This window comes from Allobosea sp. ASV33 (assembly GCF_016428755.1).
Classification (GTDB): domain Bacteria; phylum Pseudomonadota; class Alphaproteobacteria; order Rhizobiales; family Beijerinckiaceae; genus Allobosea.
Genome location: NZ_JAELTI010000103.1, coordinates 1 through 18,529, shown reverse-complemented (window position 1 = coordinate 18,529; position 18,529 = coordinate 1). Strand labels below are relative to the sequence as shown.

Genomic DNA, 18,529 nt, shown 5'->3' with positions numbered 1-18,529 from the left:
GTTCTCGACCGATCGCAATCGCGAAGCGGCCTGACGCCGCAAGGAGCAGCCGATGACGGCGATGTTTGCCGACAAGGGGCTAGGAAGCCGCAGCACCTACCTGCTCGATCCGATCGAGGTCCAGGCGCTGACGGTTCTGCCGATGCCGGTGCTGGTGATCGGCGAGGGTCATGCCGTGCTCTATGCCAACACGGCGGCAGAGGATTTCTTCCAGTCGAGCGCTGCCCTGCTCAAGCGCCAGCGCATCGACGACCTCGTCGCCTTCGGCTCGCCGGTGCTGGGCCTGATCGAGGAGGTGCAGCGCCGCGGCGCCAGCGTCAGCGAGTATCGCCTCGATCTCGGCACGCCCCGCCTCGGAACCGATCACATCGTCGATGTCTTTGCCTCTCCCTTGCCCAGCCAGGGCGATGCGGTCGTGCTGATGCTGCAAGAACGGACAATTGCCGAAAAAATGGACAGGCAATTGACGCATCGTGGGGCAGCGCGCTCGATTACTGCGCTCGGCGCCATGCTGGCCCATGAGATCAAGAACCCGCTCTCGGGCATCCGTGGCGCGGCGCAACTGTTGGAAGGCTCGATCTCCGACGAGGATCGGATGCTGACGCAGCTGATCTGCGACGAGACCGACCGGATTGTGAAGCTGGTGGAACGTGTCGAACTGTTCGGCGACGAGCGGCCGAGCGAGCGCGACGCGGTCAATGTCCATGACGTGCTCGACCATGTGAAGCGCCTCGCCCAGTCCGGTTTCGCGCGGCATATCCGCTTCACCGAGACTTACGACCCCTCGCTGCCGCCGGTCGCCGGCAACCGCGACCAGCTCGTCCAGGTGCTGCTCAACCTCGTCAAGAATGCCGCGGAAGCGATCGGCGAAGATGCGATCGACGGTGAGATCACGCTGACGACAGCCTATCGCCCGGGTATCCGCCTGCAGGTCCCGGGCTCCTCGGAGCGGATTGCGCTGCCGCTCGAGATCGCCGTGCGCGACAACGGGCCGGGCGTGCCGGCCGATCTGGTGCAGCACCTGTTCGATCCCTTCGTCACGACCAAGGCCCAGGGAAGTGGCCTTGGACTTGCACTTGTCGCCAAGGTGATCGGCGATCACGGCGGAATCGTTGAATGCGAGTCCGTTCCGCGCCGGACGCATTTCAGGATCCTCCTGCCCCTGCACCAGCTCAGGTCGGGGCAGGCAACGTAAAGGCCTCAAGCAACACATGCCGACCGGTCACATCCTCGTCGCCGACGACGACGCCGCGATCCGCACCGTCCTGAACCAGGCGCTCGCGCGAGCGGGCTATGAAGTCAGGACCACCGGCCAGGCCGCCACCCTCTGGACCTGGGCCGCCCAGGGACTGGGCGACCTGATCATCACCGATGTCGTGATGCCCGACGGGAACGCCTTCGACCTGCTGCCGCGCATCAAGCGGGTGCGGCCCGAGCTGCCGATCATCGTGATGAGCGCGCAGAACACCTTCATGACGGCGATCAAGGCCTCCGAACGCGGCGCCTACGAATATCTGCCCAAGCCCTTCGACCTGAAGGAGCTCGTCGCGATCGTCGGGCGTGCGATGTCGCGCCCGCGTGGCGAGGCGGCCCGCGGCCATGCGGCCGAGCCCGAGGACATTCCGCTGATCGGCCGCTCGCCGGCGATGCAGGATGTCTACCGTGCGCTGGCGCGCCTGATGCCGATCGATCTGACCGTGATGATCAACGGCGAATCCGGCACCGGCAAGGAGCTGGTGGCCCGCGCGCTGCACGATTACGGCAAGCGCAAGAACGGCCCCTTCGTCGCGATCAACATGGCGGCAATCCCGAAGGACCTGATCGAATCCGAGCTCTTCGGCCATGAGAAGGGCGCCTTCACCGGCGCGCTCACCCGCTCGTCGGGACGCTTCGAACAGGCGGAAGGCGGCACGCTCTTCCTCGACGAGATCGGCGATATGCCGATGGAGGCGCAGACCCGCCTGCTGCGCGTGCTGCAACAGGGCGAGTACACCACGGTCGGCGGGCGCACCCCGATCAAGACCAATGTCCGCATCGTCGCCGCGACCAACAAGGATCTGCGCATCTCGATCGCGCAGGGCCTGTTCCGCGAGGACCTGTTCTTCCGGCTGAACGTCGTGCCGATCCGCCTGCCTCCGCTGCGCGAGCGCATCGAGGACATTCCCGATCTCGTTCGCCACTTCTTCTCGCTGGTCGAGAAGGAGGGACTGCCGCGAAAGCAGGTCGATTCGGAAGCGATGGACGTGATGCGCCAGTACCGCTGGCCCGGAAACGTCCGCGAGCTGGAGAATCTGGTCCGGCGCCTGGCTGCGCTCTATCCGCAGGAAACGATCACCGCGCCGATCATCGAGGCCGAGTTGCAACCGGCGGCAGTGGGGCCGGGCTTCACGAACGGCCCTTCAATCTCGTCCGAGCGGGCAGAGACGCTCTCCGGCTCCGTCGAGCGCCATCTCGGCCAGTATTTCGGCAGCTTCGGCGACAATATCCCGCCGCCCGGGCTCTATCACCGCATCCTGCGCGAGATCGAGCCCCCCTTGATAGCCGCAGCGCTGGCCGCGACGCGCGGCAACCAGATCCGTGCTGCCGAGCTGCTCGGGCTCAATCGGAACACGCTGCGGAAGAAGATTCGCGAGCTCGACATGCAGGTGGTGCGTTCGCCGCGCTGAAACGAGGCGCTTCTCGCCTTGTGAATGTCATATTTTGACAACACCGTTGCGGCGGCGCATCAGTGGCGCCCTGCAGGCGTGGTCGGTTCGCGATCCCTGCCATATCGGAGTTGTCGGGAAACGTGTCCGCTTCTGTCCATGAAGCCAGAATGATGCCGCGCGGCGAGGAGAAATCCCGCCGCGTGTCGGGCTGGGTCGGCGGGATCGTCGTCGCGCTCGCGCTGATCTCGGCACTGGTGACTTTCCTCGTCCTCTCCGGTGCCACCCCGATCGCGCCGGTGCACGAAGTCGTGGTCGGCGTCTTCGTGCTCAACGCGCTGCTGATCCTGGTGCTGATCGTTACGGTGGCCATCGAGGCCGCGGTGCTGATCCGCGCCCGCAAGGCTGGCCAGGCCGCCGCGGGCTTGCATGTCCGCATCGTCGGCCTGTTCAGCATCATGGCCGCGCTGCCTGCGGTTCTCGTCGCGATCATCGCCACGATCACGATCGAGCGCGGGCTGGAGCCGTGGTTCTCGGATCGGATGCGCGATGCGATCTTCAAGTCGGTCGAGGTGGCCGATGCCTACGCCGCCAGCCAGTGCCGTTCGCTCGGACGCGAAATCCGCGTCCTGGCCGACGACCTCAGCCGGGCGAAGCCTGCCTTCGACGTCGACCGGAAATGGTTCGAGAACTTCCTGACGACGCGCGCGACCGCGCTCGGCCTGCCCGTCGCCGCGATCATGCAGCCGCCCGACAAGGTGATCGCCAGGGCCAACATCAACGTGCTGCGCGACCCGCCGATGCCCGACCAGGCGGCCTTCGACGACGCGAAATCCGCGCCGGAGCCGATCTGCGTCATCCCGCGGACGGGAACGGTATTCGGCGCCGTGATGAAGCTGCCGAGCTACGACAACAGCTTCCTGCACGTCGCGCGCGAGGTCGATCCGCTCGCCGTCGAGTTCCCGTCGGTCGCGCGCGGGGCGGCCGTCGAATATCTCTCGATCGATGCACGCCGGAAGGGCGTCCAGATCGCCTTCGCCTCGATGTACGGGCTGATCGCGCTGATCCTGCTGCTTTCGGCGATCTGGCTGGGCTTGAGCTTCGCCAACGGGCTGGTCGCGCCGATCCGACGGATGATCGACGCGACCGACCAGGTTTCGAGCGGTAATTTCTATGTCCAGGTGCCGATCCGACGATCGGAGGGCGACCTCGCCCATCTCGGCGAGACCTTCAACAAGATGACGGCGGAGCTGCGCCGCCAGCGCGACAGCCTGGTCACGGCGAGCGAGGTCATCGACCGGCGACGGCGCTTCACCGAAACAGTGCTGTCCGGCGTCTCCTCGGGCGTGCTCAGCCTCGACAGCGACGGGCATGTCACCACGATCAACCGCTCGGCCGAGAGCCTGCTCGGAGCGGGCGGGCGCCTGCTGGGCAGGCCGATCGCCGAGATCGCGCCGGAAGTGGCGGGCTTTGTCGCCGAAGCCCTGCAGAACCGGCAGCGCCAGAGCTCGGGTCAGGTCGCCTTCACGCGTGCCGGGCAGGACCGGATGGTCAATATCCGCGCCGTCCGGGAAGGCGAGGGGACGGGGGCCGGCCTCGTGGTGACGCTCGACGACATCACCGACCTCGTCTCCGCCCAGCGCACCGCCGCCTGGGCCGATGTCGCGCGCCGGATCGCGCATGAGATCAAGAACCCGCTGACCCCAATCCAACTTTCGGCCGAGCGCATCAAGCGCCGGTTCGGGCGCGTCATCACCGAAGGCAAGGACGTCTTCGACCAGTGCACCGACACGATCGTGCGGCAGGTCGAGGATATCCGGCGCATGGTCGATGAATTCTCGTCCTTCGCCCGCATGCCGAAGCCCTCTCTCGCCCGCGAGGACATCGTCGAGACGGTTCGCCAGATCGTCTTCCTCTGGCGCGTCGGCAATCCCGAGACGACGATCGCGGAGGCCCTTCCGGAGGAACCGGTATCGGCGCGCTTCGACCGGCGCCTGATCTCGCAGGCGCTGACCAATGTCATCAAGAACGCGACCGAGGCGATCGAGGCCGTGCCGGCCGAGGAGCGCGGGCCGGGCCGGATCGATGTCCAGATGGCAAGGCTCGACGATGGCCGGATCGTCATCGACGTCATCGACAACGGCAAGGGCCTTCCGGCTGACCAGCGCCAGAAGCTGCTCGAGCCCTATATGACGACGCGCGAGGGCGGGACGGGCCTGGGACTCGCCATCGTCGGCAAGATCCTGGAGGACCATGGCGGCGGCATCGAGCTGCTCGACCGGCCGGATGCCGCCAGCGGCACAAGGGGCGCCCGCATCCGCCTCTGGTTCCCCGAGACAGGCCCTGCGCAGGACGCCGAGGGCGGCGATGCGGCCGCACAGCCGGAAAACGGCTCGCGCAACACGGATAATGGGAAGAATGGGATACGCCTATGAGCGCTGACATCCTGGTAGTGGACGACGAAGTCGATATCCGCGATCTGGTCGCCGGCCTGCTGGAGGACGAGGGCTACCGGACCCGCAAGGCGGGCTCCGCCGACGAGGCCTTGGCTGCGATCGCCTCGCGCCGGCCGAACCTCGTCTTCCTCGATATCTGGCTGCAGGGCAGCCGGCTCGACGGTTTGCAGGTGCTGGAACTGATCAAGGAGAACCATCCCGATCTCGCGGTGGTGATGATCTCCGGCCACGGCAACATCGAGACGGCGGTTTCGGCGATCAAGAGCGGCGCCTATGACTTCATCGAGAAGCCGTTCAAGGCCGACCGGCTGGTGCTCGTCGCGGAACGCGCGCTGGAGGCCTCGCGCCTGCGCCGCGAGGTCCGCGAGCTCAAGACCCGCTCGGTCCAGGCGGACCGCATCGTCGGCCGCACGACGGTCGTGAACCAGCTTCGCCAGACGATCGAGCGCGTCGCGCCGACCAATGCGCGCGTGCTGATCACCGGCGAGCCGGGCTGCGGCAAGGAGCTGGCGGCGCGCACGCTGCACGAGGCCTCCACCCGGTCGAGTGGCCCCTTCGTCGTGATCAATGCGGCGACGATCACGCCCGAGACGATGGAGGAGGAGCTATTCGGTGTCGAAGGCGGCGACGGCCGCTCCCGCCGGATCGGTGCGCTGGAGGAAGCCCATGGCGGCTCGCTCTATATCGACGAGATCGGCGATATGCCGCGCGAGACGCAGAACCGCATCCTGCGCGTGCTGGTCGACCAGAATTTCCAGCGCGTCGGCGGCGCGACGCGGGTCCATGTCGACGTCCGCGTCATCTCCTCGTCGAGCCGCGACCTGGCGCAGCTCATCGCCGACGGGCATTTCCGCGAGGACCTCTATCACCGCCTCAGCGTCGTGCCGATCAAGGTGCCGCCGCTGTCGGAGCGACGCGAGGACGTGCCCGAGCTGATCGAGTTCTTCATGGAGCAGATCTCGATCGCGAGCGGCCTGCCCAAGCGCCAGATCGGCAGCGACGCCATGGCCGTGCTGCAGTCGCATGAATGGCCGGGCAACATCCGCGAGCTGCGCAACAATGTCGAACGCCTGATGATCCTGACCAAGGGCGACCCCACCGCCGAGGTCACGATCGAGATGCTGCCGGCCGAGGTCGGCGCGATGGTGCCGACGACGCCGTCGGGTTCCGGCGGCGAGCGCCTAATGAGCCTGCCGCTGCGCGACGCGCGCGAAATCTTCGAGCGCGAGTATCTGATCGCGCAGATCGCGCGCTTCTCCGGCAACATCTCGCGTACGGCCGAGTTCATCGGCATGGAACGCTCGGCGCTGCACCGGAAACTGAAGTCGCTCGGCGTCGGCTAGCGTGAGAAGCGATCCTCTCGCCTTCGACTGAATCGTCGAAGGGCGAAGTGATCGAAGGCCGTCAGGCGCCCCACGCATGACCGTTTGCACGCTACGCAGGCGGCATGCATCTAAAGTCGGCATTGCTGCACTTGCGTTGCGGGCGAAGACGACGATCTAATGGAACATCGGTGTTCCGACGCTGGCGGAATGCGCCGCCGGCCTGAAACGGAACGAATTGGATCGCTGGATTTAATCCGATCGGCGATCCCAACAACAGGGACTACCCATGGCCGCCGAGCGGGCTCAGAATCTCCAGGACACTTTCCTCAACCATGTGCGCAAGCAGAAGATCCCGCTGACGATCTTCCTCGTCAACGGCGTCAAGCTGCAGGGCGTCGTCACCTGGTTCGACAATTTCTGCGTGCTGCTGCGCCGTGACGGTCACTCGCAGTTGGTCTACAAGCACGCGATCTCGACCATCATGCCCGGCCATCCGGTGCAGCTGTTCGAGCCCGAGGAAACGGACAAGAACTGATTTGGCTGCAAGCCACAAGGACGACAAGGATCGGGCGGCCACGCGCGTCACAGGCGCGAAGCCGCTCGACGAGATCGAACGCGACATCGCGGCGAATACGCGCGCCTTCGTCGTGGGACCCTATCTGCAAAAGCGCGGCGTCGCCGTCGACGCCAACCAGCGCTCCTTCGCGGCGCGGCTAGACGAGGCCGTGGGCCTCGCGGCGGCGATCGACCTGACCGTCGTCGAGCCGGTGCAGGTGCTGCTGACGGCGCTGCGCCCTGCGACCTATCTCGGAAAGGGCAAGGTCGAAGAGCTCGCCGAGCGCATCAAGATCGAGGAGATCGGCCTCGTCGTGATGGACTGCGCCCTGTCGCCGGTACAGCAGCGCAACCTTGAAAAGGCTTTCGGCTGCAAGGTCATCGACCGGACCGGCTTGATCCTCGAGATCTTCGGCCGGCGCGCCCGCACCAAGGAAGGCGCGCTCCAGGTCGAGCTCGCACATCTCAACTACCAGAAGAGCCGGTTGGTCCGGTCCTGGACCCACCTTGAGCGCCAGCGCGGCGGCTTCGGCTTCCTCGGAGGCCCCGGCGAAACCCAGATCGAGGCCGACCGGCGCATCATCCAGGAGCGCATGACCAAGATCGAGCGCGATCTGGAGAGCGTGAAGCGCACGCGATCGCTGCATCGCGCCAGCCGGAAACGCGTGCCTTATCCGATAGTTGCGCTGGTCGGTTACACCAATGCCGGCAAATCGACGCTGTTCAACCGGCTGACCTCGGCCGAGGTGCTGGCGCAGGACATGCTCTTCGCCACGCTCGACCCGACGGCGCGCGCGATCAAGCTGCCGCATGGCGCCCGGATCATGCTGTCAGACACGGTCGGCTTCATCTCCGACCTGCCGACCCAGCTCGTCGCCGCCTTCCGCGCCACGCTGGAAGACGCGATCGAGGCCGATGTGCTGCTGCATGTCCGCGACGTCGCCCATGAGGACACGCAGGCGCAGGCCGCAGACGTGCAGGCGATCCTGCGCGACCTCGGCATCAATCCGGACGACGGCCAGCGCGTCATCGAAGTCTGGAACAAGGCCGACCTGCTCGACCCCGCCGAACGCGAGCGCCAGCTTGGCATCGCCACGCTGAGGCCGGATGGATCGCGCCCGGTCCTGGTCTCGGCCCTGACCGGCGAGGGCATCGAGCGCCTGACGCGCTCCATCGAGACCCGCATCGCGCATAGCCGCCCGGTTTATACGCTGGAGCTCGTTCCGGGCGACGGCAAGTCGCTCGCCTGGCTGCATGCCAATGGCGAAATCCTCGAACGCCGGGATGGCGAGGATGGCGCGCTGAAGCTCGTCGTGCGCCTGCCGCTGGAGCGCGAAGGGGCGTTCACGGCGCGCTTTCCCGAAGCTGAGCGGCAGGGCTAGGCTGCGCAGCGGCCGCTTAAACATCCTGACGATTATCCAACCCGCGACGTCATCCCGGGCTTGCCCGGGGATCCATCGAAGGACTCCGCAACTCTATGATGGATCCCGGATCTACGCCGCTGAGCAGCTTGTCCGGGATAGCGGCGTGGTTCCGAGTGCAACCGGCACGCTCTAACCGGCTGCCTTCTCCCGCTGCTTCACCGCCTGCCAGAGCCCTTCCATCTCGTCGAGGCTGGCATCCTTCGCCGTCCTGCCCTGCGCTTCCAGCGCCTCCTCGATCGCCTTGAACCGGCGTTCGAACTTGGCGTTGGCGGCGGCGAGGCAGCCTTCGGGGTCGGCGTCCGTATGGCGGGCGAGATTGGCGACGACGAAGAGCAGGTCGCCGATCTCCTCGTGGATCGCGGCCTTGTCGCCGCCGGCAAGCGCCTCGTCGATCTCGGCGGTCTCCTCGCGGATCTTGTCGAGCACGAGGCGCGCATCGTTCCAGTCGAAGCCGACGGTGGAGGCGCGGGCCTGCAATTTCCAGGCGCGGGTGAGGGCGGGCAAGGTATGCGGCACGCCGGCGAGCACGCCGTGGTCCACGGCCTGCGGCGGCAGGCCGGCCGCTTCGCGGGCGACTGCCTTGGCAGCCTTCTCCTCGGCCTTGATCCGGTGCCACAGCGCTCTGACCTCGGCGGGTGAGAGATCACGAGCATCGCCGAAGACATGCGGATGCCGGCGGATCAATTTGCTGGTGATCGCCTCGACCACGTCGGGAAAGGCGAAGGAGCCTTCCTCTTCGGCCATGCGGGCGTGGAACACCACCTGCAGCAGGAGGTCGCCGAGTTCGTCCTTGAGGTCGAGCTTGTCGTCGCGCGCGATGGCGTCGGCGACCTCATAGGCTTCCTCGACCGTATAGGGCGCGATAGAGTCGAAATCCTGCTCCAGGTCCCAGGGGCAGCCGATTCCCGGGGTACGCAGCGCAGCCATGATCGCGATCAGGCCTTCAATCTCGCGAGAGGGCTTCATCGCCATATGTCTCCGTGAACGCGGGCGGAGCATTGCGCGAAATGGGGAACCGGTTTTTCGCTGAGGCAATGCGCGAAACTTTGATAATCCTCCTCCCATGATTCAAGCCACCCCGTCCATCGCGATCGACGAGAGCGAGATCGAGGAAAGCTTCGTGCGCGCCTCCGGTCCGGGCGGCCAGCATGTCAACAAGGTGTCGAGCGCGGTTCAGATCCGCTTCGATGTGCGCCGCTCGCCGTCGCTGCCGAACGATGTCGCGATCCGCCTGATGAAGATCGCCGGCAGCAAGCTGACGCAGGATGGCGTGATCGTCATCGTCGCCCAGACGCATCGCAGCCAGAAGCGCAATCGCGAGGAGGCGGTGGAGCGCCTGCTGGACCTGATCCGGACGGCGGCCGTGCGCCCGCAGGTCCGGCGCGCGACGAAGCCGACCAAAGCCTCGAAGGAGCGCCGGCTCGCGTCCAAGGAGAAGCGCTCCGGCGTCAAGGCCGGGCGGCAGAAGCCTGGGGCCGATTAGCATGATGGATCGTGGCGACAGGCGAGGCGAGGGAGCACGCCCTGCCCGGGTGCCCCGGCGGATCACGCCCGACTATCTGCAACGCGCGGCGATGCATTATCTCGAACGCTATTCGGTGCCGGCCGCGCAATTGCGCCGGGTACTGGCGCGCAAGATCGCCGTGAGCTGCCGCCATCACGGCGAAGACCCGGCCTCTCATGCGCAGGCCCTCGACGCCGTCGTGGCGCGTTGCGTCGCATCCGGCCTCGTCGATGATCGCCGCTTCGCCGAGGCACGGGCGGCGACGCTGCGCAGGAAGGGACAATCGCAGCGTGCCGTGGCGGCCAGGCTTTCTGCAAAAGGCGTCTCGCGCGAACTCGTCGGGGAGGTCACCGCCGGAGAGGCGAGCGACGAGCTGACCGCTGCGCGGATTGCCGCGAAGCGGCGTCGTCTCGGCCCGTGGCGCGCAGCGGAAAAGCGCGCGGAATCGCGGCAGAAAGATCTCGCGGCACTCGCCCGGCTCGGCTTCGCCTATGCCACGGCACGCGCCGTGATCGACGGCGAGGCCGAGCCATCGCGCTGATGGCTGGGTCGTGCCGGCCTCACTCCAGCTTGACCTGCGCCTCCTTGACGACCTTGCCCCAGCGCTCGACCTCGGCGGTGACGAACGCCCCGAAATCCGCGCCGGTCAGGGTCGGCATCGGCGAGCCGTTCTTCTTCCAGGCCGCCTCGATGGCGGGAGTCTTCAGCGTCTTCTGCACCTCGTCACGCATCTTCGTCACGATCTCCGGCGGCGTGCCCTTGGGCGCCCAGAGCGCGTACCAGGTCGAGACCTCGAAGCCTTCGAGGCCGGCCTCCTTGGCCGTCGGCACATCCGGCACGGCCTCGGAGCGAGAGGGAGCCGCCACCGCGAGCGCTCGCAGCGCGCCGCTCTGGATCTGCGCCGCCGAGGAACCGAGGCCGTCGAACAGCAGATCGACCTGGCCCGCGACCGTGTCCTGCAAGGCGGGGCCGGCACCGCGATAGGGCACATGGGTCAGCTTGGTCTTGGTCGAGATCTGGAAGAGCTCGCCGGCGAGATGATGCGTCGTGCCGTTGCCGGCCGAGGCATAGTTCAGCTTCTCGGGATTCTTGCGGGCGAAGTCGACCAGCTCGGCCACCGTCTTGGCCTGGACCTTGCCGGGGTTGACGACGATCACCTGCGGGGGCTGGGCGATGACAGCGATGGGGATGAAATCGGTCTGGATGTTGTAGTCGAGCTTCGGATAGAGCGCCGGCGCGATCGCATGATGTGCCGCTCCGACAAAGAACGTGTAGCCGTCGGCCTTGGCCCGCGCCGCGGCCGACGCGCCGACCGTGCCGCCGGCACCGCCGCGATTCTCGATGATGATGCGCTGGCCGAGCTGCTGGTCGAGCTGGGCGGCGAGCGGCCTTGCGAAGGCATCGGTGCCTCCGCCGGCGGGGAAGGGCACGATGAAGGTGATCGGCCGGGCAGGCCAGGTCTCGGCTAGGGCCGGTGCGGCCGCCAGCAGCGCGAAGGCTGCGGTCGCGAGGATCAGGTCTCGTTTTGTCGTCATGTTGGGCTTCTCCCTTGATGCGGCTCTGGTTGGTCCCCGCCTTCTTGCCGGACGGGGTTCAGGAGAACTGGAGGGGTTTCGATCGGCCTGTGATGGGCTTCATGTCGAAAATGGAGGATGTCGGGCCTGCGGAGGCCGGGTAAGGCCGGCGTCCCAACCACGAGAGGCGATCAGGCGCGATACCAAGTCACATCCGCGACGAGGCCGCGGATTTCCTCTTCCTTCATGGGTTCCCTCCACCTTTTCAGCAAAATGGCGCCCCGGCATTTGATGCCGTGTTTTCGTTGGCGAGCCAGCAATGCATGGCCGGACGCAGGCGTCGAGTCAGCGAAAAGGCCTAACATGTCGGAGAGGTCGGCAATGCCTAACGCGAGGCGGCGGCTGACGTAAAGGCATTACGTGGAGCTTTCGGTCACGTCGTTACTGGCCGTAAACGGCGTTTCCGCATGAGAAATCGCAGCTTGCACGCAATTTTACGGACCGGTTTGAATGCAATTTGAGGGTTCCCGGTCTTGAGTGCTCCCGCGAACATGTGGCTGCGGGGGTTTATGTTCACGCGATATGCGACCTTCATATTCCTGATCGGCTTGAGCGCTCTGTTCTTCACGAGCGGTCGCTCGGCATCCAGGCAACCAGCGGCCGAGCAACGCCGGGGGCATGTCGTGACGGCGGTGGAAGAGGGGACAAGCCCCGCTGCCGCCCGTGGGATGCCGACACAGTCCCGGATCTGATCTTGAAGCCGCCGCGGCGGCGGTCCTCAGGCCTCGGCGGAGCTGAACCAGACGATCGACGCCCCCAGGGCCGCGATCCACCAGCCTTGCCAGGCGCCGTGACCGACGACCGCGATCGCGAAAGCCGCCGAGAACAGAGCCAGGCGCGGCGCCAGATCGGCCGGCGGCAACCGCCGCAATCGCCGAAGCAGAAGCAGCCCGGCCAGGGTCAGCAGGGCGGCGCCGATCAGTCCGGTTTCCGCCCAGGCCTGAAGCGGCATGTCATGGGGATGGCCCACGGCCAGCAATTGCCGATGTTCGGGTAAAACCGCCTCAGCGATCGGGTGCTTCTGCATGGTCGCCGATGTTCCGAAACCCGCTCCATGCAGCGGGCTGGCGCGCGCGACCTCGCCGAAGCTCAGCCAGATGTCGATACGCGCCTGCCCCGTCATCACCGCGAAACGGTTCAGGATCTGCGAGGGCAACCAGTTCGTCGCCGCGATGCCCAGTACGGGTGCCATTGCCATCGTGAGGACGAAGGCCACGGCGACCGCGGCCGTCGTCAAACGCGGCATATAGGCCGCCGCCAGCCAGCAGATTGCGCAGACGGCGACGCCGAGACGGGCGGACGCGCTTTCGGATTTCAGCGCGAGCGCGGCAACCGACAGAGCCAGCACAATGGCGAGGAAACGGTCGGACCGTTTCGCGTCCGGCAGCCGCCAGAGGCCATGGATCGTCGGGATCGCCAGAACGAGCGCCGTGATGGCCGGGCGGTTGAAGACGAAGCTGTAGAGCTTGCCGATGCCGAGCGCCGCTCGTTGCGAGAGCCCGGAGGAGAGCTCGACGATCGACAGCAGGCAGGCGAGGATGATGGCGAGGGCCAGCGCCCTCAACCAAGCCGGTCTTGCCCCGAACCGGTCGGATACCGCGATCGCGAGCGCGCAGCCGATCGGCAGGGCAAGCTCTCCCCAGGCCCGCAGCGATGCCGGCCGGTCATGGCTCCATAGTATCGAGACCAGCGCCCAGGCCAGGAATGCGGCCAGGCTCAAACCGAGCGGTGTCGACAGCATTCGGCGCAGCCGCATGGGCATCTCCGCGGCGCGCGGCGAGAGCACCGCGGCGCCGACGAAAGCGAGGCTCGCAATCCCGAGCATGAGCGGGGCCGATCGATTGGCGAGCCACATCGCCAGGGGAAGCAGCACGAGGGCGAGGGTCCCCGTCAGCGACAGGGCGGCGGCCGTTGCGGCGCGGGGGCCGGTCTCGGGACGGTGGGGGCTGTCGGTCTGGTTCATGCGGCTTGCCTGTATGCGATCCGCCCGGCCTCCGCCAGATCGGGTGCCTCTCTCAACGATCGCGCGACGCGATGGCGACGATCAGCGCCACGCAGATCATCAGGCAGCTCACCACGATCAAAGCCGTCTGCAATGAAACCGCCGTCATGATGGCGCTGGCGATGATGATTCCGGTGGCGTTCGCGGTGCGCAGCAAGGCGAAGACCTCGGGCCGCTTCTTCGGAGGCGCGAGGGAGTCGAGGATCAGCGAGTAATAGGTGCCCAGCGGGGCGAGAACCACTCCGACCAGGACAGCGCCAAGGACCGTGACGGGCATGGACAGCTGCAAGGCGGCGAGAATGGCGCCGGACGCCATGATTGTCAGCTGGATCAGGACCGCGCGGCGGCTTCCCATGCGGTTGCGGACGCTGACCCAGATCCCGCCGGCCACCGAAGCGAGACAGAGCGGGACGGTAAAAAGGATGGCGAGGGCCGGCGCGTAGCCGAAATGCAGCGCCAGGGCGACCGCGCCGATCTCCAGGGCCGCCACGGTCGAGCTGCCCGCGGCGGCGCAGATCAGCCAGAGCAGGATCGCCGGGCTGACGATGGAGCCATCCGGCTGATGCACCTCTTGCGTCGGAGTGGGCATGACGGTCGGAACGAGCAAAGCCGGCATGGCGCCCAGCGCCGCGATCGCCAGAATGGCGAAGACCGGCGACAGGCTGCCCAGCCCGGATGCCATCACGGGCGCCAGGACGAACGTCACCTCGTTGAGCGTCGATGCGATGCCGAGCGCCCTCGGCAGTTTCGCCGGCGGCGCGAGCTGGTTGAGGATGGTTCGCAGATAGCCGAACGCCGCACCGTTCACCGCCCCGGCCAGCGCCGAGCATGCCACGAGCCAGATGAAGGGCGCGGAATATTGCGCCAGCAGAGCGAGACCCGCGAGCGCCACCGTGCGGAACAGCACCAGCAAGCGCAGGAAGGTCGTCGGCGGCAGGCTGCTTCCCGCCCGGGTGATGGGGATCGCGCCGGCGACCTGGGCCAGCGTCATTGCCAGGATCATGCCGGCGCCGCCGCTGGTGTCGCCCGTCAGGGCCAGGGCGACGAACGCAAAGGCGACCGGCCCGGCGGCCTGCGGGACGGGAAGGGTAGCTGATGAGATGAACCAGCGAACCAGGGGTACTGCGCCGGCTTTGCTGATCGTGTCGGTCGTCATGGAACGGCCCGTGCGGAAAGGGCCGGGCCGTTCCCGGACATTAAAATCCCGCGATGGGAGCGAGGACGTTACCTCGCGAGCCTGATGAGCGATCCATTCAAGGCTGTCAATCGGTCGCCGGGGCGGCCGCCTGAGGTGCCGCAACCACAGGGCGGAGCTTCAGGCGCCCGACGCACCGTGCGCGGCTTTCGGCCCGCAATAATCGTCGATTCTCCAGCGGAAAATTCAGCCGTTCTGCCGCCTGCCTTGTAGTAGCCTCCCCATGCCAGGGCTGCCGGTACCGCGCGATTGCGGATTGCGGCGGCCTCCATCGGCGCGGATGCATCGCGGGAGAAGGCTTGTGCAGAATACCGATAAGATTTGGACGATCGTCGATTCAAAGCAGGCCGATTATATCGAGCTGAGCGACCGCGTCTTCGAAATGCCCGAGCTGAACTACCGCGAGGTCAAGTCGGCCGCGGCCCATGCCGAGCAATTGCGGCGCGAGGGCTTTCGCGTCGAGACGGGCATTGCCGGATTGCCGACCGCCGTCATGGGCGAGGCGGGCGAGGGCGGCCCGGTGATCGCCATCCTCGGTGAATACGACGCGCTGCCGGAGCTCTCGCAGGCGCCGGGCGTCTCCGAGCATCAGCCTTTGCCGAACCAGCTGGCCGGCCATGGCTGCGGCCATAACCTGCTCGGTGCCGGCGCGATGCTGGCGGCCGCGGCGGTGAAGGACTTCCTGGCCGAGCGGGGGATCGCGGGCCGCGTGCGCTATTACGGTTGCCCGGCCGAGGAAGGCGGCGCGGGCAAGGCCTTCATGGTCAAGGAGGGCGCCTTCAGGGATGTCGACATCGCGATCTCCTGGCATCCGGCTGATTTCGCGGCCGTGACGGCCGCCATCTCGCTCGCCAACACGACGATCGATTTCGAATTCACCGGCCGCGCCAGCCACGCCGCCGCCGCGCCGCATCTCGGCCGTTCAGCGCTTGACGCGGCTGAACTGATGAATGTCGGCGTCAATTACATGCGCGAGCATATGCCGTCCGATGCGCGCATCCACTACGCCTATCTCGAGGCCGGCGGCATCGCGCCCAACGTGGTGCAGGCCAAGGCCAAGCTGCGCTATGTCGTGCGTGCGACGATGGTCTCCGAGGTCCACGAATTGCTCGCCCGTGTCCGGAAGATCGCCGAGGGCGCGGCGCTGATGACGGAGACCACGGTCACTAGCGAGGTCGTCAGCGCAATGAGCAGCCTGCTGGCGAATACGCCGCTGGAAGATGCCATGCAGCGCAATTTCGACCGGCTCGGCCCGCCGCCCTTCGATGCCGAGGACGTCGCTTTCGCCCGGCGCATGCAGAAGACCGTGACGCCGGCCCATATCGAGAGCGCCTTCCGACGCTCGGGGCTGCCGGTGACGGATTTCCCGCTGTGCAACGCGATCGCGCCCAAGGAGGTGCCGGGGCCGCGGATGATGGGCTCGACCGATGTCGGCGACGTCTCCTGGGCGGTCCCCACGGTCCAGGCGCGCGGCGCGACCTATACGATCGGCACGCCCGGTCATTCCTGGCAATTGACGGCGCATGGCCAGTCGCCTTTGGCGCACAAGGGCATGGTCCATGTCGCGAAGGTCATGGCGGGTGTCGCCGTGGACGTTCTCGCCGAACCGGGATTGCTCGAACAGGCGAAGGCCGATTTCGCGGAGCGCCTGAAACGGACGCCCTACAAGGCGCTGCTGCCGGACGACGCCAAGCCGCCCTTCCACATGTTCTGACGGGGCTTCGATGGCTTGGCCGGTCAGCCGGCCTGGCCAAACAAGCTCGGCGTCTCGGCGGTTTGGCGGGAGAGCTGGCGGAAGGGGTGGGATTCGAACCCACGGTGGGCTTGCACCCACGGCGGTTTTCAAGACCGCTGCCTTAAACCACTCGGCCACCCTTCCGGTGCCCAGTCAATGCCGGGCGGAGAGCCGATTTGCAAGCGGAAGATCGGCCGGGCCAAGGGCCGCTTCCGATCGGCTCCAGCGCCCGCGAAACGGTGGTGATGCCGCTCGATCCGGCGGAATTGTCTCGCGGTTTGCGCGGTCCCGCACCGTGGCTCGATCGCAACGCTGCACAGAAAAAGTGAGCACTGCGATCGCCGCGAAGTTGACATACGCCGCATTTCGAACACTCCTGTGGCCGCCCAACGGCGCAGGGACGGCCTGCTCAGGTGCCGCGTTCTCGCGGATTTTAGCGGTTTAACGATCCCTTAATGGAATTGGCCGAAAACTCGGCTCTGCCGTCTATGCGGCGAGCCGACAGAATGTTTTTGGCGCAGAAAGCGGAATTGGCGGAATGACTCGAGACGCTCGCTTTTCGGCCCGGGAGACCGCTTCCACGATGTCCGGACTGACGCCTGCGTCTTCTTCCATGCCCACCGTCGCCCGGATGGGCTGCGTCATCCTCGCCGGCCTCTTCGCCGCCAACTGCGCCGGCAACCAGGTCGCCGGCCGCCGCTCCAAGGAAATCGGCGCGTTTCCGCAGTCGAAATACGGGGCGGCCAGCCCCCGCGTCGTCGCCGAGGGCGAGGAAGTGCCGAAGGGCGGCGGACGCCAGCTCGTCGGCAAGGCCTATTCCGTCGCCGGCAAGCGCTACACCCCGTTCGAAAAGCCTGTCGGCTATTCGCAGGTCGGCCTGGCCTCCTGGTATGGCGAGGCTTTCCATGGCCGCCGCACCGCTAACGGCGAAGTCTACGACCGCTACAGCGTCTCGGCCGCCCATCCGACGATGCCGCTGCCGGCCTATGCCCGCGTCACCAATCTCCTGAACAACCGTTCGATCATCGTGCGCGTCAATGATCGCGGCCCCTTCCATGGCGGCCGCATGATGGATGTCTCGCAGACGACGGCCGACGCACTCGCCTTCCGCCATCTCGGCACGGCGCGAATCAAGATGGAGTATCTCGGCCAGGCCTCACTCGCCGGGTCCGACGACAAGCTCCTGCTCGCCACCCTGCGCACCGATGGCTCGCCGGCCCCGATCCCGGGCACCAGCGCCCGGACGATGGTTGCGAGCGCAGAGCCGGTCGCGCCCGCGCGCAGTCGCAGCGTCGATATCGACGCGCAGCCGGCGGCCGAGCCGGAACCCGCTCCCGTCGCCACGCCGGTCGTGCAGGCCTATGCGCCGCAGCAGCCGCGGACGATCACTCCTTCGACGCCGGTCGTTGCGACCTTGGCCTCGACCGTCTCGACTCCGGTCGACGCCGCTGCGCCCATGCGCGCCGCGCCGCTGCCGCCGAACCGGCCGTTCGATCTCGATACCATCGCCAACGCCGCCAAGCCCGTTGCGGTTCCCGCGACGCTGCGGACGACCCTGCCGCCGATGCGCGCAAGCCTGTTCGCCGCGCCGGAGAAGGGCATGGGCGATCGCCTGTCAAAGACCCATCCGCTCAACAAGCTCGCGCCGCAGACCCTGCAGCCGCTGGCGCGGAACTGATCTCCAGCTTGACCTGATGGCGGGCGCTCTGCTTCACATCGAGGCATGAGCGCCTTTTGCCGTTTTTCGGGAATTGCGGTGCCGCTGCTGGCGGCGCGTCGGGTGGTTGCGGGCCTCGTTCTGGGCCTTGCGCTTCTCGCGTCCGGCGCCGCCGCTCAGGCCCAAGGCTTCCAGTCGCAGGCGCCCTATGCCGTCCTGCTCGATTCGGAGACCGGGGCGGTGCTCTACGAGAAGGCGGCCGACGAATTGATGGTGCCGGCAAGCATGGCCAAGCTCGCGACGGTGCTCGTCGCCTTCCAGGATATCGCTGCCGGCAAGCTGACGCTCGACAGTGAGATCGGCATTTCCGAGAACGCCTGGCGCAAGGGCGGGGGGCCCTCCGGCGGCTCGGCGATGTTCGCGATCCTCAACAGCCGGATCAAGCTCTCCGATATCC

15 protein-coding genes and 1 tRNA gene are annotated in these 18,529 nt (G+C 66.9%); 11 read left to right on the top strand and 5 right to left on the bottom strand.

Annotated features, from left to right (window positions below):
• Positions 1-61 precede the first annotated feature (61 nt).
• The 6 genes from JHD80_RS22775 to hflX all read left to right on the top strand — a co-directional run bounded on the left by JHD80_RS22775 (position 62) and on the right by hflX (position 8,363).
• On the top strand, positions 62-1,195 hold the full coding sequence (locus tag JHD80_RS22775) for an ATP-binding protein (RefSeq protein WP_199092104.1): 1,134 nt from the start codon (positions 62-64) through the stop codon (positions 1,193-1,195).
• Between the two features lie 16 nt (positions 1,196-1,211).
• Positions 1,212-2,666: a nitrogen regulation protein NR(I) gene (gene ntrC, locus JHD80_RS22770; RefSeq protein WP_199092100.1), complete on the top strand. Its 1,455-nt coding sequence runs from the start codon at positions 1,212-1,214 to the stop codon at positions 2,664-2,666.
• A 122-nt stretch (positions 2,667-2,788) separates the two neighbouring features.
• Positions 2,789-5,080, top strand: a complete 2,292-nt coding sequence (locus JHD80_RS22765) for a sensor histidine kinase NtrY-like (protein WP_349237332.1) — start codon at positions 2,789-2,791, stop codon at positions 5,078-5,080.
• Positions 5,077-6,444: a nitrogen assimilation response regulator NtrX gene (gene ntrX / locus JHD80_RS22760; protein ID WP_199092098.1), complete on the top strand. Its 1,368-nt coding sequence runs from the start codon at positions 5,077-5,079 to the stop codon at positions 6,442-6,444. Before JHD80_RS22765 ends, ntrX begins: the two co-directional genes overlap by 4 nt.
• Before the next feature lie 268 nt (positions 6,445-6,712).
• Positions 6,713-6,961: an RNA chaperone Hfq gene (gene hfq / locus JHD80_RS22755; protein WP_038365847.1), complete on the top strand. Its 249-nt coding sequence runs from the start codon at positions 6,713-6,715 to the stop codon at positions 6,959-6,961.
• A 73-nt stretch (positions 6,962-7,034) separates the two neighbouring features.
• Positions 7,035-8,363: a GTPase HflX gene (hflX, locus tag JHD80_RS22750; RefSeq protein ID WP_349237333.1), complete on the top strand. Its 1,329-nt coding sequence runs from the start codon at positions 7,035-7,037 to the stop codon at positions 8,361-8,363.
• Between the two features lie 171 nt (positions 8,364-8,534).
• Here the strand turns inward: hflX and mazG are convergent, their stop codons facing one another.
• Entirely contained in the window at positions 8,535-9,371 is an 837-nt protein-coding gene (mazG, locus tag JHD80_RS22745; RefSeq protein WP_199092094.1) for a nucleoside triphosphate pyrophosphohydrolase, read from the bottom strand.
• Positions 9,372-9,468: 97 nt separating this feature from the next.
• Here mazG and arfB point away from each other — a divergent pair, with 97 nt between their 5' ends.
• The gene (arfB, locus tag JHD80_RS22740) at positions 9,469-9,888 is read left to right on the top strand and encodes an alternative ribosome rescue aminoacyl-tRNA hydrolase ArfB (RefSeq protein WP_199092092.1); all 420 of its coding nucleotides are present in this window, start codon (positions 9,469-9,471) and stop codon (positions 9,886-9,888) included.
• 115 nt (positions 9,889-10,003) lie between these two features.
• Entirely contained in the window at positions 10,004-10,450 is a 447-nt protein-coding gene (locus tag JHD80_RS22735; protein WP_349237331.1) for a regulatory protein RecX, read from the top strand.
• A 19-nt stretch (positions 10,451-10,469) separates the two neighbouring features.
• On the opposite strand, the gene JHD80_RS22730 is transcribed toward JHD80_RS22735, so the two are convergent.
• From JHD80_RS22730 to JHD80_RS22720, 3 genes are all read right to left on the bottom strand, one after another.
• Positions 10,470-11,444 (bottom strand): Bug family tripartite tricarboxylate transporter substrate binding protein, encoded by a 975-nt coding sequence (locus JHD80_RS22730; protein ID WP_199092088.1) that lies wholly within the window; start codon positions 11,442-11,444, stop codon positions 10,470-10,472.
• A 757-nt stretch (positions 11,445-12,201) separates the two neighbouring features.
• Positions 12,202-13,446, bottom strand: coding sequence for an O-antigen ligase family protein (locus JHD80_RS22725; protein WP_199092086.1), 1,245 nt, complete (start codon positions 13,444-13,446; stop codon positions 12,202-12,204).
• Positions 13,447-13,498: 52 nt separating this feature from the next.
• The gene (locus tag JHD80_RS22720) at positions 13,499-14,641 is read right to left on the bottom strand and encodes an MFS transporter (protein ID WP_199092084.1); all 1,143 of its coding nucleotides are present in this window, start codon (positions 14,639-14,641) and stop codon (positions 13,499-13,501) included.
• Positions 14,642-14,981: 340 nt separating this feature from the next.
• Here JHD80_RS22720 and JHD80_RS22715 point away from each other — a divergent pair, with 340 nt between their 5' ends.
• Entirely contained in the window at positions 14,982-16,394 is a 1,413-nt protein-coding gene (locus tag JHD80_RS22715) for an amidohydrolase (protein ID WP_199092082.1), read from the top strand.
• A 75-nt stretch (positions 16,395-16,469) separates the two neighbouring features.
• Here JHD80_RS22715 and JHD80_RS22710 read toward each other — a convergent pair.
• Positions 16,470-16,559, bottom strand: a tRNA-Ser gene (locus tag JHD80_RS22710).
• 469 nt (positions 16,560-17,028) lie between these two features.
• Here JHD80_RS22710 and JHD80_RS22705 point away from each other — a divergent pair.
• Both JHD80_RS22705 and JHD80_RS22700 read left to right on the top strand, forming a co-directional pair.
• Complete coding sequence (locus tag JHD80_RS22705) at positions 17,029-18,093, top strand: septal ring lytic transglycosylase RlpA family protein (protein ID WP_199092080.1); 1,065 nt, start codon at positions 17,029-17,031, stop codon at positions 18,091-18,093.
• Positions 18,094-18,138: 45 nt separating this feature from the next.
• The coding region (locus JHD80_RS22700) for a serine hydrolase (RefSeq protein WP_349237329.1) at positions 18,139-18,529 on the top strand (391 nt) is incomplete at its 3' end.

What these genes read in the sequence shown, in the direction of transcription:
- JHD80_RS22720 (WP_199092084.1), bottom strand. Translation starts at nt 14,641, where the DNA reads ATGACGACCGACACGATCAGCAAAGCCGGCGCAGTACCCCTGGTTCGC.
- JHD80_RS22730 (WP_199092088.1), bottom strand. Translation starts at nt 11,444, where the DNA reads ATGACGACAAAACGAGACCTGATCCTCGCGACCGCAGCCTTCGCGCTG.
- ntrX (WP_199092098.1), top strand. Translation starts at nt 5,077, where the DNA reads ATGAGCGCTGACATCCTGGTAGTGGACGACGAAGTCGATATCCGCGAT.
- JHD80_RS22775 (WP_199092104.1), top strand. Translation starts at nt 62, where the DNA reads ATGTTTGCCGACAAGGGGCTAGGAAGCCGCAGCACCTACCTGCTCGAT.
- arfB (WP_199092092.1), top strand. Translation starts at nt 9,469, where the DNA reads ATGATTCAAGCCACCCCGTCCATCGCGATCGACGAGAGCGAGATCGAG.
- hfq (WP_038365847.1), top strand. Translation starts at nt 6,713, where the DNA reads ATGGCCGCCGAGCGGGCTCAGAATCTCCAGGACACTTTCCTCAACCAT.
- JHD80_RS22705 (WP_199092080.1), top strand. Translation starts at nt 17,029, where the DNA reads ATGCCCACCGTCGCCCGGATGGGCTGCGTCATCCTCGCCGGCCTCTTC.
- ntrC (WP_199092100.1), top strand. Translation starts at nt 1,212, where the DNA reads ATGCCGACCGGTCACATCCTCGTCGCCGACGACGACGCCGCGATCCGC.
- mazG (WP_199092094.1), bottom strand. Translation starts at nt 9,371, where the DNA reads ATGAAGCCCTCTCGCGAGATTGAAGGCCTGATCGCGATCATGGCTGCG.
- JHD80_RS22725 (WP_199092086.1), bottom strand. Translation starts at nt 13,446, where the DNA reads ATGAACCAGACCGACAGCCCCCACCGTCCCGAGACCGGCCCCCGCGCC.